Origin of the sequence: Micromonospora sp. NPDC049679, from assembly GCF_040659735.1 — a bacterium.
In the GTDB taxonomy this organism is placed as follows: domain Bacteria; phylum Actinomycetota; class Actinomycetes; order Mycobacteriales; family Micromonosporaceae; genus Micromonospora_I.
Window position 1 is genome coordinate 119480 of the sequence record NZ_JBFANZ010000004.1, and the last position, 14166, is coordinate 133645.

Genomic DNA, 14166 nt, shown 5'->3' on the forward strand with positions numbered 1-14166 from the left:
GTCTGCTCCTCCGACGCTGTGCGGGCCGGCGCCAGCCCCGCGCGGGAGCTGGCGCCGTAAGCCCCATCAAAAACGGTGACCACGCCTATTGTGCGGCCAGACCGTTACGTCGGATCACCTCGGCGTACCACCTGGCACTGGACTTGGGGATGCGGAGCTGGCTGTCGTAGTCGACGTAGACCATGCCGAACCGCTTCGTGTACCCCCACGACCATTCGAAATTATCCATCAGCGACCACGCGAAGTAGCCGCGTAGCGGTATCCCGGCGGCGATCGCCTCGTGGCAGGCGCGCAGGTGGGAGTCGAAGTACGCGAGCCGGTCCGGGTCGTCGACCTCGCCGTCGACGACCTCGTCGACGAAGGCCGAGCCGTTCTCCGTGATGTAGAGCGGTAGCTCCGGGTATTCGCGGTTGACCCGCTGCAGGACCTCCACCAGCCCCGGCGCGTCGATCTCCCAGTCCATGTCGGTGACGGGGACGCCCCGGGTGACGAACCGGACGTGCTCGCTGCCGGGCCAGTTGGAGGGGGCCCGCCAGTACGGCTCCGGCTGCGCGCCCTCGACGGGCGCGGCGACCACGTGCCGACTGTAGTAGTTGACGCCGAGCACCGACAGCGGCGTCGAGATGGTCGTGAGGTCACCGTCGCGGACGTGCGAGAAGTCGGTCACCTCGCGCAGGTCCTCGATCACGTCGGCCGGGTAGGCGCCGTGCAGGATCGGGTCGAGGAAGACCCGGTTCGCCAGCCCGTCGATCCGACGCGCGGCGTCGGCGTCCGCCGGGGTGTCGGTCTGCGGCGACACCGCGTACAGGTTGAGGGTGATCCCCAGGTCGTGCTCGGGCCGCGCCGCGCGGAGCGCCTGCACGGCGAGGCCGTGCCCGAGCATCAGGTGGTGCGCGGCCCGCACCGAAGCCGCGGCGTCACTGCGGCCCGGGGCGTGCGCACCGGAGCCGTACCCGAGGAAGGCCGAGCACCACGGCTCGTTGAACGTCGTCCAGTAGCGCACCCGGTCGCCGAGGGCCGCGTGGGTGAGCTCGGCGTAGTCGGCGAAGCGGGCCGCGGTGTCCCGCAGCGGCCAGCCGCCCGCGTCCTCCAGAGGCTGCGGCAGGTCCCAGTGGTAGAGGGTCAACCACGGCTCGATGCCGTGGTCGAGCAGGTCGTCGACGAGGCGGCGGTAGAAGTCCAGGCCGGCCTGGTTGGCCGGGCCGGAGCCGCCGGGCTGCACCCGGGGCCAGGAGACGGAGAAGCGGTACGACTTCAGGCCCAGCTCGGCCATGAGCTTCACGTCGTCGCGGAACCGGTGGTAGTGGTCGCAGGCGACGTCGCCGGTGTGCCCTTGCACGACGCGGCCGGGCGTGTGGCTGAAGGTGTCCCAGATCGACGGCGTCCGGCCGTCCTCGGTCGCCGCACCCTCGATCTGGTAGGCCGCCGTGGCCGCGCCCCACAGGAAGCCGGTCGGGAAGGTGACCTGCCCACCCTTGTCGAGGAGTTGCGCGGTCTGCGAGCTGGCTGGGTTGGTCACGACTTGACGGCGCCTTCCATGATGCCGCCGATGATCTGGCGGCCGAAGAGGATGAACACGATGAACAGCGGCAGCGTGGCGATCAATGTCCCGGCGAAGATCTGCGAGGTGTCGGCGAAGTATGCCGAGTTGAGCGTACGCAGCGAGATCTGGACGGTCGGGTTGGCCGGGTCGGCCAGCACGACGAAGGGCCAGAAGAACTGGTTCCACTGCTCCATGAAGGTGAGTAGACCGAGCACGGCGGCCGCCGGGCGCAGCGCCGGCACGACCACGTGCCAGTAGATGCGCCAGGTGGAACAACCGTCGACCCGGGCCGCCTCGATCAGCTCGTTCGGGACGGCCTGCTCGGCGTACTGGCGCATCATGAAGATCCCGAAGCCGCTGATCAGAAACGGCACCGTCACCGCCGGCATGGTGTTGAGCCACTCCAGCTTCGCCATCAGCAGGTAGAGCGGCAGGACCCCGAGCTGGATCGGCACCATCATCGAGGCAAGGATGATCAATAAGAGCGCGTTCTTGCCGCGGAACCGGAGCTTGGCGAAGGCGAAGCCGGCGAGCGAGCCGAAGAAGACGGTCGCGGCGGTGATCGTGCCGGCGACCAGGACCGAGTTGAGCAGGCCCTGGACGATGTTGGCATCGGTATTGCCGAGCACCCGCCGGACGTTCTCGCCGAGGTTGCCGCCCGGCAGGAACGGCGGCGGCCAGGAATTGGCCGCGTCGTTGGAACGCGACGCGATCACGATCATCCAGTAGAACGGGAAGAGCGACAGGATCACGCCGAGGACGAGCCCGATCCAGGTCAGCGGGCTCGCCTTCCAGAGCCGCTCCGCGCCGTGCGCCGCGCGCCGCGACGCCGCGCCCGGGTTGACCGGCACCGGGGCGAAGGTGGTGGTGGTCATCGCGCCTCCCTCACGTGTCCGAGCTGATCCGACGGGCCAGCAGGTAGTTGACGATCGAGACCACCGCGATCAGCAGGAACAGCACGAGCGCGACGGCCCCCGCGTAGCCCCAGCGGAACCGGTTGTTCATCACGTCGAGCAGGTACATCGTGATCGTCTGGAACTGGCCCTCGGAGCCACCGGAGAGTCCGCCCGACCCACTCGTGAACAGCAGCGGCTCGGTGAAGAGCTGGAGCCCGCCGATGGTCGAGATGATGACCGTGAAGATGATCGTCGGGCGCAACTGCGGAATGGTGATGGTCCAGAACTGCCGGGTCCGGGAGGCCCCGTCGAGCGAGGCGGCCTCGTACATGTCCTTGCTGATCGACTGCATGGCGGCGAGGTAGATCAGGGCGTTGTAGCCGACCCACCGCCAGTCGACCATTGTGGAGATGGCGAACCAGGAGGCGTACCGGTTGGCCCGCCAGTCGAGCGGGGCGATGCCGACGAGGTCGAGCCCCCAGTTGACCAGGCCGAAGTCGCGCCCGTAGATGATGCTGAAGATCAATGCGACCACCGCGGTGGAGGTGATGATCGGCATCGCGATCGCCATCCGGAAGAAGGTCTGCCCCCGGATCCGCCGGTTGAGCGCGTTGGCCAGCATCAGCGCCAGCATCAGCTGCGGCACCGTGGCGAGGACGAACATGCCGAACGTGTTGACGACGGCGTTCCAGAACTGCGGATCCTCGGTGATCAGCTCAATGAAGTTGTCCAGCCCGACGAAGCTGATCGTCGCGTTCATCGGCGACCGGTCGGTGAGCGCGATCCACGCGGTGTAGACGATCGGGTAGGCGCCGAAGATCGCGAAGAGGACGAAGAACGGCAGGACGTAGAGGTAGGGCGAGAATCTGAGGTCAAGCCGGGTCAGCGAGCGGCGTGGGGCGCGCTGACGCCCGGGCTGCCGCCCCGCGCGGCGGCCGTGCCGACCGGCCGGCACGGCCGTGTCGAGGTCCAGGCTCATCAGGGGTCCTTCAGCTAGATGGCGGCGGTCCACCGGGTCCGGGGTCGCGGGTGGCGCCGGCAATGGGTCTGCCGGCGCCACCGCTCACCCCCCGTGACGGGTTACTTGCCGGCGGCCGCACCCTTGCTGAGCGCGTCCTGCCACGCCGCGTTCGCGGCCTTGCCCTGCTCTACCGAGCGCAGCGCGTTCTCCACGGCGTCCCGTACGGCCTGGTTCTTCGGCCCGAGGTAGACCGGCTTCAGGCTGCTCGCGCCCTCGCCGAAGATCCTGCCGGTCGGCGCGTCACTGAAGTACGGGTTCGTGGTGGCCAGCACCGCGGGGTCCTGGAGCGCCTGCGGCGAGGAGGGCAGGTTGCCGAGCTTCTTGAACACCTCGGTCTGGCTCTGCGTCGTGGTCAGGAACTTGGCCAGCTCCGCCGCTTCCTTCTGGTGCTTGCTCGACTTCGGCACCGCCAGGAACGACCCGCCCCAGTTGCCGCCGTTGCCCGGCGCCCTGGCGATGTCCCACTTGCCGGCCGCGCCGTCGCCGGCCTGCCCCTTGATGACACCGGTCATCCAGGCCGGGCAGCCGATGGTGGCGAAGGTGGCGTTCTTGAACCCGGCGTTCCATTCGTCGGAGAAGGAGCGCAGGTTGTTGGAGAGCTTCGCGTCGACCATCTTGGTGGTCAGGTCGAACGCCGTTTTGATGTCCGGGTTGCTCGCCAGGACCAGCTTGTTGCTCTTGTCGTAGTAGGTGTGGCCGCTGCCCGCGCCGGCGATCTGGCTGAGCATGGTGTTGTAGACGTTGGTCGCCGAGTCGAGGAACTTGTGCTTGCTGTCGGCGGCGGCGAACCGCCGGCCGGTGTCGATGAAGGCGTCCCAGGTCTGCCAGAGCTTGGCGACCTCCTCGCGGTCGGTCGGCAGGCCGGCGGCCTTGAACAGGTCGCTGCGGTAGCAGATCGCCATCGAGCCGACGTCGGTGCCGAGGCCCAGGACGGCGCCGTCGGGCGTGGTCCCCTGCTCCCACTTCCAGGGCAGGTAGTTGCCCTTCAGCTCGTTCGCGCCGTGGTCGGCGAGGTTCACGAACTTCGCCGCCTGCGCGTAGAACTGGACGATCGTGCCCTCCTCGAGCGCGACGATGTCGCCGGCCCCCGCGCCGGCCGTGATCTGCTGGGTCAACCGGGTGTTGTAGTCACCCAACCCCAGGCCCTTGCCCCGCTCCTGGATGGTGATGTTGGGGTGGGCCTTCTTGTACTCCTCGTAGAGCGTCTCGTACCCGAAGCCCTGGTCACCGAAGACGTCCACGGTGAGGGTGATCTTCTCGTTCGGGTCGGCGGACGACGGGTCGTCGCCGCAGGCCGCGGTCGCGCCGAGGACGGCGAGGGCGGCGGCTGCGAGCGCGGCGACGCGCCGGCGGCGGGGGATGACACTCATCGTGACCCCTCTCAGGTCTGTGCGTATGCGTGGTGGGGGTGGTCCGGTGCGGGAGGTCGCGCCCAGTAGGCGGATCGCCACACGATGCGGGAGCGCTCCCATGAGATTGCCGGCGCGTTTCCGGGGAGTCAAGGGTGACGTGGGAGCGTTCCCATTTCGTTACCGCGACCACGTCCACATCAACACGTGTCTCTTCACGGGTTGATCAAAGGATGCGCCGCAGGGCGGGCCGACGCCCGACTGTCAGCAGAAGCGACGCAGGAGGGTGGTGACGCGGTCGGGCTCGAACGCCCCCACCTGGAACGGCCGTCCGATCCAGCCGCGCATCGGCTCGTGCTCCGGGTGCCCGGGGTCGGCCAACGCCGCCAGGAACTCCCCGTAGCCGAACGCCCCGCCGACATCCTCCGGCGGGCAGGCCCACTCCCCGTCCACGCAGATCGGGTAGCGCTCGTCCGGCTCCGCGCCGAACACGTCCTCCACCACGACCTCGTGCTCCCACCAGTCGCCGAAGTCGTACGTGTAGAGGAACCGGCTCCCCTTCGCGGCCACCGCGTCCAGCCGGACGTCGAGCTCATCACGGAGCGCGAGCTCGCCATCGGCGTCCGGCTCCCCGAACTGCAGGCCGTCGATGTCGAACGAGTGCAGGTGGTAGTCCTGCCAACCCATCGACTGCTGGATGACCCGGTGCAGCCGGTCCAGCGTGTACCCGCCCGGCACGAGAACCCGCCGCCACACCCGCGGCGTGGCATCCGGCAACGACACCTGCAGCTGGAAGATCTGACGAGGCATCTCACCCATCCTCTGGCATAAGGTCAGTACATGATCTGCCGTGCGTGCCGCGAGAGACGACACGACGAATGTCCGGGCCGGAAATGGTGCGACTGCCAGCACCGTACCCCCGCACCGACGCCTCCCGTCACAGGTCCGGCGGGCGAATGACCGACTCCCCGATCCGGCAGGTCTGGCCGGGTCGCACGAGCGGCCCGCTCGACGACGAGGCGATCGCCGAGCTGTACGGGAGAGCCGCCCACCTCCGGGTCAACTTCGTCACCAGCCTCGACGGCGCGGCCCACCTGGACGGCTACTCCGCCGGCCTCTCCGGCGGACCCGACAAACGCGTCTTCGCCGTACTGCGGATGCTCTGCGACGCGCTCGTCGTCGGGGCCGGCACGCTGCGTCACGAGGGCTACCGGGCGCTGCGGCTCGACGACCGGCGCCGCGGCTGGCGGCGCGAGCGCGGGCTCACCGAGTTTCCGACCCTGGTGGTCGTCTCCGGGACGCTGGACCTCGATCCGGCGCAGGCGGCGTTCGCCGAGGCGCCGGTCCGCCCGCTCGTGCTCACCCACGCCGGGGCGCCGGCGCACCGACGGGCCGCCCTGGCGCCGGTCGCCGACGTACTCACCCTCGGCGAGGACGCCCTCGACCTGCCCGCCGCGCTGCGCGCGCTGCACGAGCGGGGACACCGGCAGCTGCTCTGCGAGGGCGGACCGGCGCTGCTCGGCGCGCTCACCGCCGCCGACCTGGTCGACGAGCTCTGCCTGACGGTCTCCCCGCTGCTGGCCGGCCCCGGCGCCAGCCGGATCACCACCGGCCCGCCGGGCCCACCACGGGCGATGACCCTGCGGCACGTGCTCACCGCCGACGACGTCCTGCTGCTCCGGCACAGCCGCTGAACCGACCACGTGTAGTGGACAGGACCGCCAATGACCACAAGAAGTGGTGGAAACATGTGCGCTGCGTCGCGTCGGATTGCGTCGCTGTCGTACTTGTCAGGCAGGATGCTCAGCGTGCGCCCTGACCAGAGCCTTCCCCTGACCGGATCCCGGCGATGAGCGAAGCCGTCCTGCCCGCGCCACCGACCGAGCCGACCGGCGACGCGTCGCCCGGCCAGCCCGTCGGTCGCGTGCTGGGCACCGCCGACGCCACCCCCCTGCAGTTCTGGACCGCGGTCGCGCCCGGCAGCTTCCTGCAGCTCGACGACGTGGTGGTCACCCGCCGCGAGATCCCCGGTCGCGGGACCGTGACCATCGCGGGCGTGGTGACCCAGGTGCGGGCCCGGCACGAGGGGGCGCAGTTCGACTCCGACGTCTTCGCCATCGCCGACGGCACGCTCCCCGCGCAGGTGCAGGAGGCCGCCGAGATCACCGCCACCCGGGTCGACCCCGAGATCTACGTGCCCCCGGCGCCCGGCGCGCTGGTGCACCGCGCCGAAGGGGACGCGCGGGCCCGGGCGCTGCACTTCGACCGGATGGAACGGCGCATCCCGATGGGCACCGGTCGCGACGGCGTCCCGGTCTACCTCAACGCGGACTTCCTCGACGGCCAGCGCGGCGCGCACGTCTCCATCTCCGGCATCTCCGGCGTGGCCACCAAGACCAGCTTCGCCACCTTCCTGCTCTACTCGGTCTTCCGTTCCGGGGTGCTCGGCGGCGACGCGGTCAACGCCAAAGCGTTGATCTTCAATGTCAAGGGCGAGGACCTGCTCTTCCTCGACCACCCCAACACCCGCCTCGACGCGGCCACCACCGCCGCCTACGCCAAGCTGGGGCTCCCCGCGGGCCCCTTCCCGGACGTCCGCGTCTACGCACCGCCGCGCGCCGGCGACTCCTCCGGCACCCCCGACGTGAGCAGCCGCCTGGCCGGCGTGGACAGCTTCTACTGGACCCTCACCGAGTTCTGCGCGGACCGCCTGCTCCCCTACGTCTTCGCCGACGCCGACGACGAACGCCAGCAGTACACGATGGTCGTGCACTCGGTCGCCGCCCACCTGGCCCGCGTCGCGCAGCCCGCCGACGGCGGGGTCAGCATCGACGGCACCCGCCTCGGCTCCTACCCCGACCTGGTCGACTACGTCGTCGAGCAGCTCAACGACGAGGAGTCGCGCTTCGAGTGGGCCGGTTCGGCGGTCGGGCTCGGCACCATCAACGCCTTCGCCCGCCGGCTCATCGGCAGCAAGAAGGACCTCGCCCGGCTGATCCGCGGCGACCTCGCCACCCGCCGCCCGCACGCGATCAACACCGCCGAGAGCGCCCAGGTCACCGTCGTCGACCTGCACAACCTGCCCGACCGGGCGCAGCGCTTCGTGGTCGGGGTGACCCTCAAGAGCGAGTTCGAGCGCAAGGAGAAGGCCGGCACCGCGAAACCGTTGCTCTTCGTCGTGCTCGACGAGCTCAACAAGTACGCCCCCCGGGAAGGCTCCTCGCCGATCAAGGAGGTGCTGCTCGATATCGCCGAGCGGGGCCGCTCGCTCGGCGTGATCCTGATCGGCGCACAGCAGACCGCGAGCGAGGTCGAACGCCGGATCGTCACCAACTCGGCGATCCGCGTCGTCGGCCGCCTCGACCCGGCCGAGGCGACCCGCCCCGAATACGGCTTCCTCCCCGCCGTGCAGCGGCAGCGCGCGCTCCTCGCCAAGCCCGGCACGATGTTCGTCAACCAACCCGACATCCCGGTCCCGCTCTGCCTGGAGTTCCCCTTCCCCGCCTGGGCGACCCGGGTCTCCGAGGCCGGGGCGGCCCCGTCCGAGACGCTCCGCTCCATCGTCCAGGCGGCCGACCCGTTCGCCGTCGTCGGCAGCGGTCCCGGCCTCTCCGACGACGACATCCCGTTCTGAGGCTGATCGTGAAGATTCTGCACACCTCCGACTGGCACGTCGGAAAGGTGCTCAAAGGACACTCCCGGGTGGAGGAGCACGTCGCGGTCCTCGCCCAGGTGGTCGAGATCGCCCGCGCCGAGCGTCCCGACCTCGTCATCGTCGCCGGCGACCTCTACGACACCGGAACCCCCACCTCCGACGCCACGAAACTGGTCACCCGCGCGCTCTCCGCGCTGCGCGGCACCGGCGCCCAGGTCGTCGCGATCGGCGGCAACCACGACAACGGGCCGGCGATGGACGCGCTGCGCCCGTGGGCGGAGGCCGCCGGCATCGTGCTGCGCGGCACCGTCCGCGACAACGCCGACGACCACGTCATCGAGGGGGTGACCGCCGGCGGCGAACGGTGGCGGGTCGTCGCGCTACCGTTCCTGTCGCAGCGCTACGCCGTACGGGCCACCGAGATGTACGACCTGACCGCGGCCGAGGCGACCCAGACCTACGCCGACCACGTCTCGCGGCTCGTCAGGCGGCTGACCGAGCGGTTCGGCGAGCCCGACGTGGTCAACCTGATCACCGCCCACCTGACCGTGGTCGGGGGTCTGATGGGCGGTGGCGAACGCGAGGCGCACAGCGTGCTCGGCTACGCCGTGCCATCCACGGTCTTCCCCACCAACGCCCACTACGTGGCGCTCGGCCACCTGCACCGCGCGCAGCAGGTGCTCGGCCCCTGTCCGATCCGCTACAGCGGCAGCCCCCTCGCCGTCGACTTCGGCGAGGAGGAGAACACCCCGTCGGTCGCCATCGTCGAGGTCACCGCCACGACCGCGGCCCGGATGCGCGACGTGCCGGTCACCGCCGCCACGCCGCTGCGCACCGTACGCGGCACGCTCGATGAGCTGGCCGCCAACGCGCACCCGGAGGCGTGGCTGCGCGTCTTCGTACGCGAGGCGCCCCGCGCGGGGCTGCGCGAGGAGGTCCAGGCGCTGCTGCCCCGGGCGTTGGAGGTGCGCATCGACCCGGAGATGGTGCCCTCCACCAACGCCGGAAGCCGTTCCGCGCAGCGCGCCGGCCGCTCTCCCCGCGAGCTGTTCGCCGACTACCTCGAGCAGCGCGGGCACGCCGACGACGGCGTACGCGGGCTGTTCGACACGCTCTACGAGGAGGTGAGCTCGTCGTGAGACCGCTGCGACTGGATCTCGCCGGGTTCACCGTCTTCCGCGACGAGACCACCATCGACTTCACCGACGCCGACTTCTTCGCCCTGGTCGGGCCGACCGGATCGGGCAAGTCGACCGTCCTCGACGCGATCTGCTTCGCCCTCTACGGCCAGGTGCCGCGCTGGGGCAGCAGCCGGGGCATCGCCAACGCGCTCGCGCCCTCGGCCACCGAGGCACGCGTACGGCTGGTCTTCGAGTGCGCCGGCGCCCGCTACGTCGCCACCCGTGTCGTGCGCCGCGACGGGCGGGGCAACGTCAAGACCGGCAACGCCGGGCTGCAGCTGATGCCCGCCGGCTTCGACGTCACCAAGCTCGACACCGGGATGAGCCCCGACGACCTCGGCGAGGTGCTCGCCGGCACCCCCGCCGAGATGGAGCAGGCAGTCCTCGACGCGGTCGGGTTGCCGTACGAGCAGTTCACCAGTTGTGTGCTGCTGCCGCAGGGGCAGTTCGCCGACTTTCTGCACGCGAAGCCGGCCACCCGCCAGCAGATCCTGATCAACCTGCTCGGTCTCGAGGTCTACGAGGAGATCCAGAAGCGGGCGGCGACCCGGGCGATGCACGCCGACGCGCAGCTCACCGCCGTCGACCAGGTGCTCGACGGGCTCACCGGGGCCGGCGACGAACACGTGGCGGCGGCCGACGCGCGGGCCGATGCGATGCGCGCCCTCGCCGACGCCGTCGAGTCCGCCGTACCCGCGCTACGGGAAGCCCAGCAGAACGCCGCCGACGCCGCCGCCGCGCTGACCGCGCTCGACGCGGAGATCGCGCAGCTGAGCGCCGTCCGACCCCCCGCCGACGTGGCCGCCGTCGCCCGCACGGTCACCGAGGCGCGGGCGATGGCCGCCGACGCGGGCACCGCGGTGGCCGCCGCCGAGGACGGCGAGGAGAAGCTGCGCGCCGCGCTGACCGGCGCGGGCGACGCCGCCGCCCTGCGGCTGCGGCTGCAGGCGCACGCCGACCGTGAGCGGCTGGCCACCGAGGCCGCGGCGCTCACCAAGGGCGTGGCCGGGGCCGGGTCCGAGCACGCCGACGCGGTGGCGGCGCTCGACCGGGCGCGCGCCGACGCGGCGCGGACGGTGGAGCAGCTCGAGGCGGCCCGCCGCGCGTACCAGGAGGCCCAGAGCGCCGACCGGGCCGCGGCGCTGCGGGCGCAGCTCGTCGCGGGCGCCGCCTGCCCGGTCTGCACCCAGCCGGTGCACACCGTGCCGCCGACCCCGGCCGGCTCCGCGGTCGCCGCCGCCGAGGCGGCGGGGCATGCCGCCCGCGCCGACAACGACGCGGCGCAGAAGGTGATGGCCGAGCGGGAACGGGCGGCACGCGACCTCGAACGCGTACTCGACCGGGCGCGCGCCCAGCACGAGCAGTTGGCGGCCCGCAGCGCGGAACTCGACCGGCAGCTCGCCGATTCCCCCGGCCCGGCGGTGCTGCGCCGTGAGCTGGATGCGATCGCGGCGCTGCAACGCGAACTCGACGACGCGGGCAGCGCGGTCCGGGCGGCGCGCGAGGCGCAACGGCGCGCGCAGGCCGGGGTCGAGATGGCCGAGGACCGGATGCGGACCGCGTGGCGGGAGTTCGACACGGCCCGCGACCGGATGGCCCGGCTCGGACCGCCGAGCGCCGACCGCGATGACGTCGCGGCGGCCTGGGCGGCGCTGCGCGATTGGACGGACGCCGAGGTGGCGCGCCGCCGTGCCGACCGTGTCGACGCGGCCGGCGGCGTCGACACGGCACAGGCGGCCGCGGGCGCGGCCGGTGAGCGGATCGCGACGCTGTTCACCGCGGCCGGACTCACCACGCCGGCCGGCGGCGCCGACGGCGCGGGCTACTCGCGTGCCGCCGCGGTCGCCGTCGAACGGGCCGAGGCCGAGCAGCGGCGCCTCACCGAGCGGCGCGAGCAGGCCCGGCGCCTCGCCGATCAGCGGGCCGTTCACGAGCGGGACAGCCAGGTCGCCAAGGCGCTGGCCGGGCACCTGCGGGCCAACAACTTCGAACGCTGGCTGCTGGAAGAGGCGCTCGACCTGCTCGTCGACGGCGCGTCGCGGATCCTGCGCGACCTGTCGTCCGGGCAGTACGACCTCGTCCACGACAAGGGCGAGTTCTATGTCGTGGACCATCACGACGCCGGCCTGCGCCGGGCGGTGCGCACGCTCTCCGGCGGCGAGACGTTCCAGGCCTCGCTCGCCCTGGCGCTGGCCCTCTCCGAGCAGCTCGCCGGCATGTCCACCACCGCCGCCAGCCTGGAGTCGATCGTGCTCGACGAGGGATTCGGCACGCTCGACTCCGCCACCCTCGACACGGTCGCGACGACGCTGGAGAGCCTCGCCGCCCGCGGCGACCGGATGGTCGGCGTGGTGACCCACGTGGCGGCGCTCGCCGAACGGGTCCCGGTCCGGTTCGAGGTACGCAAGGACGCGCGGACCGCCCACGTCGAACGGACCGGCCTGTGAGCGGCCGGCTCTTCGTCGACGCCTGGGACCCGGCGTACGGGGCATCGTTCGAGGCGACACCGGGTGGCCCGGCGGCACCGAGCAGCGCGCAGGTCGACGCCGGCGTCGAGCTACCGACCAACGCCTGGCGGCCGCTCACCGCGCCTCCCGACGTGCGGGCGCCGGACGTGGTACTCCTGGTCGACGGCGTCCGCCGCATCGACGCCGGGTTGTGGACGCAGGAGGACGACGGCGTCTCCTATCCGGGCCTCGCCGCCTCCTACGCGGCGGGCGTGGTCCGGTGCGACCTGCGGCGAGGGGCGGCGGAGCTGGCCGGGACGCGGGTCGCGCGCGGTCTCTTCACCGCCAGCCCGTCGGCCACCGACGTGGTCGCCGGGCAGATCCGCTACGCGGTGCAGCGCGTCTCGGGCACCGGCGAGCTGAGCAAGCTGCCGGCGGCGGTGCAGGGGCCGCTCACCGCGCTGGAGGTGGAGGTCTCCCACGCGGCGCGGGTGGACGGCGACCTGCTGGTGGTCGATGGCCCGCTGCGTAACCGACGGCAGCTGCCCCGTGCCATCGGCTACATCAAGACCCAGCACAGCCAGTACCTCCCCGCGGAACTCTCCACTGTGGTCACGTCGCTGCGAGCGGGCCAGCGCTCCCCCGTCTTCGCGCTCGGCACGGCGTGGGGTGGCTGGTCGTGGTACCTGCGGCTGCCCGGATCCGCGGGGGCGCCCTGGGCGGGCATCGTCCGGGTCGAGTGCTCCGCCGAGCTGACCCCGCAGGCGGCGATCGGGCTGGCCGACCTGTCGCTGGTGACGCTTCCCCGGTTCGCCTCGACGCCGTACAAGGACCCGAGGGCGCCGCAGAACCTGATCCCTATCGCCGGGCTGGAGCGCCGACTGCGGGGGCTGCTGGGGGACGCGCGGCTGCTGCACCGCGCGCTGAGCGTGGCGGCCGCCCGGAGCGCCCCGACGGCCGCTGACCGCTGACCGCTGCCGGACGTCGCGACCCGGACCATCGCGCACCACAATTCCCTAGTCGATCAAGGGCTTTCGCGTCGATCAAGGACGTATTCACACGATCCGAGATCAACTCGTGAGAATACGTCCTTGATCGACGGGGAGGCGGCGCGGGCGAGGCGGTGGCGGGTCGGTCCGTGACGCGCGCCGGCATACTGCTGGAATGGCACGCAAACGCGGGACGGAACGCGAGCTCATCCCCGTGGAGTCGGGCCTGGCCGAGCTGCGCCCCGACCCCGATCGGCCGCGCTCGTTCACCCTGCTGCTCGACGGCGCCCCGCAGTCCCACGTCGACCTCGACGACCCCACGCATCTGGAGTTCGAGTACATCCGGCGGATGGCCGCCGCCATCGATCTCGTCGCGCCGCCACGCCAGCCGCTGCGGGTGCTGCACCTCGGCGGCGGCGCGCTGACCCTGCCGCGCTACATCGCGACGACGCGTCCCGGCTCCACCCAGCGGGTCGTCGAGATCGACGGGGCGCTGGTCGAGCTGGTTCGGCGGGCACTGCCCTGGCCGGCCGACCCCCGGCTGCGGGTACGCATCGGGGACGCGCGCGCGGCCGTCGCGTCGGCCCGCGACGGCAGCTACGACCTGATCGTGTCCGACGTCTTCGCCGGCGCCCGTACGCCGGCGGCGTTGACGTCCGTGGAGTTCGTGCGCGAGGCGGCCCGGGCGCTCACCCCCGACGGCTTCCTGCTCGTCAATCTCGCCGACGGACCGCCGCTGCGGCACGCCCGCGCGCAGGTCGCCACGGTCCGCGCCGCGCTGCCGCGGATCTGCCTCGTCACCGACGCGGCCGTGCTGCGCAACCGGCGGTTCGGCAATCTCGTGCTGGTCGCCGGCCGAGTCGAACCACCCGTCGCCGCGCTGACCCGGCGGGCCGCCGGCGACTGGTTTCCGGGCCGTGTGCTGTACGACACGGAGTTGGAGCGGTTCATCGGCGGTGCGCGGATCACCACCGATGCGAGCGCGCAGCCATCACTGCCACCACCTCAGGGAACATTCGGCATCGCGCTTTGATCCGATCGCGGCTGCGCGCCGTACCCCTCGGTGGCCCCGGCCGCGGGCCGGC

Annotated in this window: 11 protein-coding genes; 6 read left to right on the forward strand and 5 right to left on the reverse strand. The window is 71.9% G+C overall.

Going from position 1 to position 14166, the window contains the following annotated elements; all coding sequences use genetic code 11:
- Positions 1–85: 85 nt before the first annotated feature.
- From AB0J06_RS04655 to AB0J06_RS04675, 5 genes are all read right to left on the reverse strand, one after another.
- Positions 86–1519: a GH1 family beta-glucosidase gene (locus AB0J06_RS04655; protein WP_357424595.1), complete on the reverse strand. Its 1434-nt coding sequence runs from the start codon at positions 1517–1519 to the stop codon at positions 86–88.
- A complete protein-coding gene (locus AB0J06_RS04660) occupies positions 1516–2418 on the reverse strand; it encodes a carbohydrate ABC transporter permease (RefSeq protein WP_357424597.1) in 903 nt (300 codons plus the stop codon). The genes AB0J06_RS04655 and AB0J06_RS04660 overlap by 4 nt, the downstream gene beginning before the upstream one ends.
- A 10-nt stretch (positions 2419–2428) precedes the next feature.
- Positions 2429–3418, reverse strand: a complete 990-nt coding sequence (locus tag AB0J06_RS04665; protein ID WP_357424599.1) for a sugar ABC transporter permease — start codon at positions 3416–3418, stop codon at positions 2429–2431.
- Between the two features lie 101 nt (positions 3419–3519).
- A complete protein-coding gene (locus tag AB0J06_RS04670) occupies positions 3520–4830 on the reverse strand; it encodes an extracellular solute-binding protein (protein WP_357424601.1) in 1311 nt (436 codons plus the stop codon).
- A gap of 243 nt (positions 4831–5073) precedes the next feature.
- Complete coding sequence (locus tag AB0J06_RS04675) at positions 5074–5619, reverse strand: plasmid pRiA4b ORF-3 family protein (RefSeq protein WP_357424603.1); 546 nt, start codon at positions 5617–5619, stop codon at positions 5074–5076.
- Positions 5620–5765: 146 nt separating this feature from the next.
- Between AB0J06_RS04675 and AB0J06_RS04680 the strand changes: the two genes are divergently transcribed.
- From AB0J06_RS04680 to AB0J06_RS04705, 6 genes are all read left to right on the forward strand, one after another.
- Positions 5766–6503, forward strand: coding sequence for a pyrimidine reductase family protein (locus tag AB0J06_RS04680; protein ID WP_357424605.1), 738 nt, complete (start codon positions 5766–5768; stop codon positions 6501–6503).
- A gap of 155 nt (positions 6504–6658) precedes the next feature.
- On the forward strand, positions 6659–8443 hold the full coding sequence (locus AB0J06_RS04685) for an ATP-binding protein (RefSeq protein ID WP_357424607.1): 1785 nt from the start codon (positions 6659–6661) through the stop codon (positions 8441–8443).
- Between the two features lie 8 nt (positions 8444–8451).
- Positions 8452–9603, forward strand: a complete 1152-nt coding sequence (locus tag AB0J06_RS04690) for an exonuclease SbcCD subunit D (protein WP_357424610.1) — start codon at positions 8452–8454, stop codon at positions 9601–9603.
- The gene (locus AB0J06_RS04695; RefSeq protein ID WP_357424612.1) at positions 9600–12092 is read left to right on the forward strand and encodes an SMC family ATPase; all 2493 of its coding nucleotides are present in this window, start codon (positions 9600–9602) and stop codon (positions 12090–12092) included. The genes AB0J06_RS04690 and AB0J06_RS04695 overlap by 4 nt, the downstream gene beginning before the upstream one ends.
- Entirely contained in the window at positions 12089–13063 is a 975-nt protein-coding gene (locus AB0J06_RS04700; RefSeq protein WP_357424614.1) for a hypothetical protein, read from the forward strand. Before AB0J06_RS04695 ends, AB0J06_RS04700 begins: the two co-directional genes overlap by 4 nt.
- A 193-nt stretch (positions 13064–13256) precedes the next feature.
- Complete coding sequence (locus tag AB0J06_RS04705; RefSeq protein WP_357424616.1) at positions 13257–14114, forward strand: fused MFS/spermidine synthase; 858 nt, start codon at positions 13257–13259, stop codon at positions 14112–14114.
- The last annotated feature ends 52 nt before the right edge of the window (positions 14115–14166 follow it).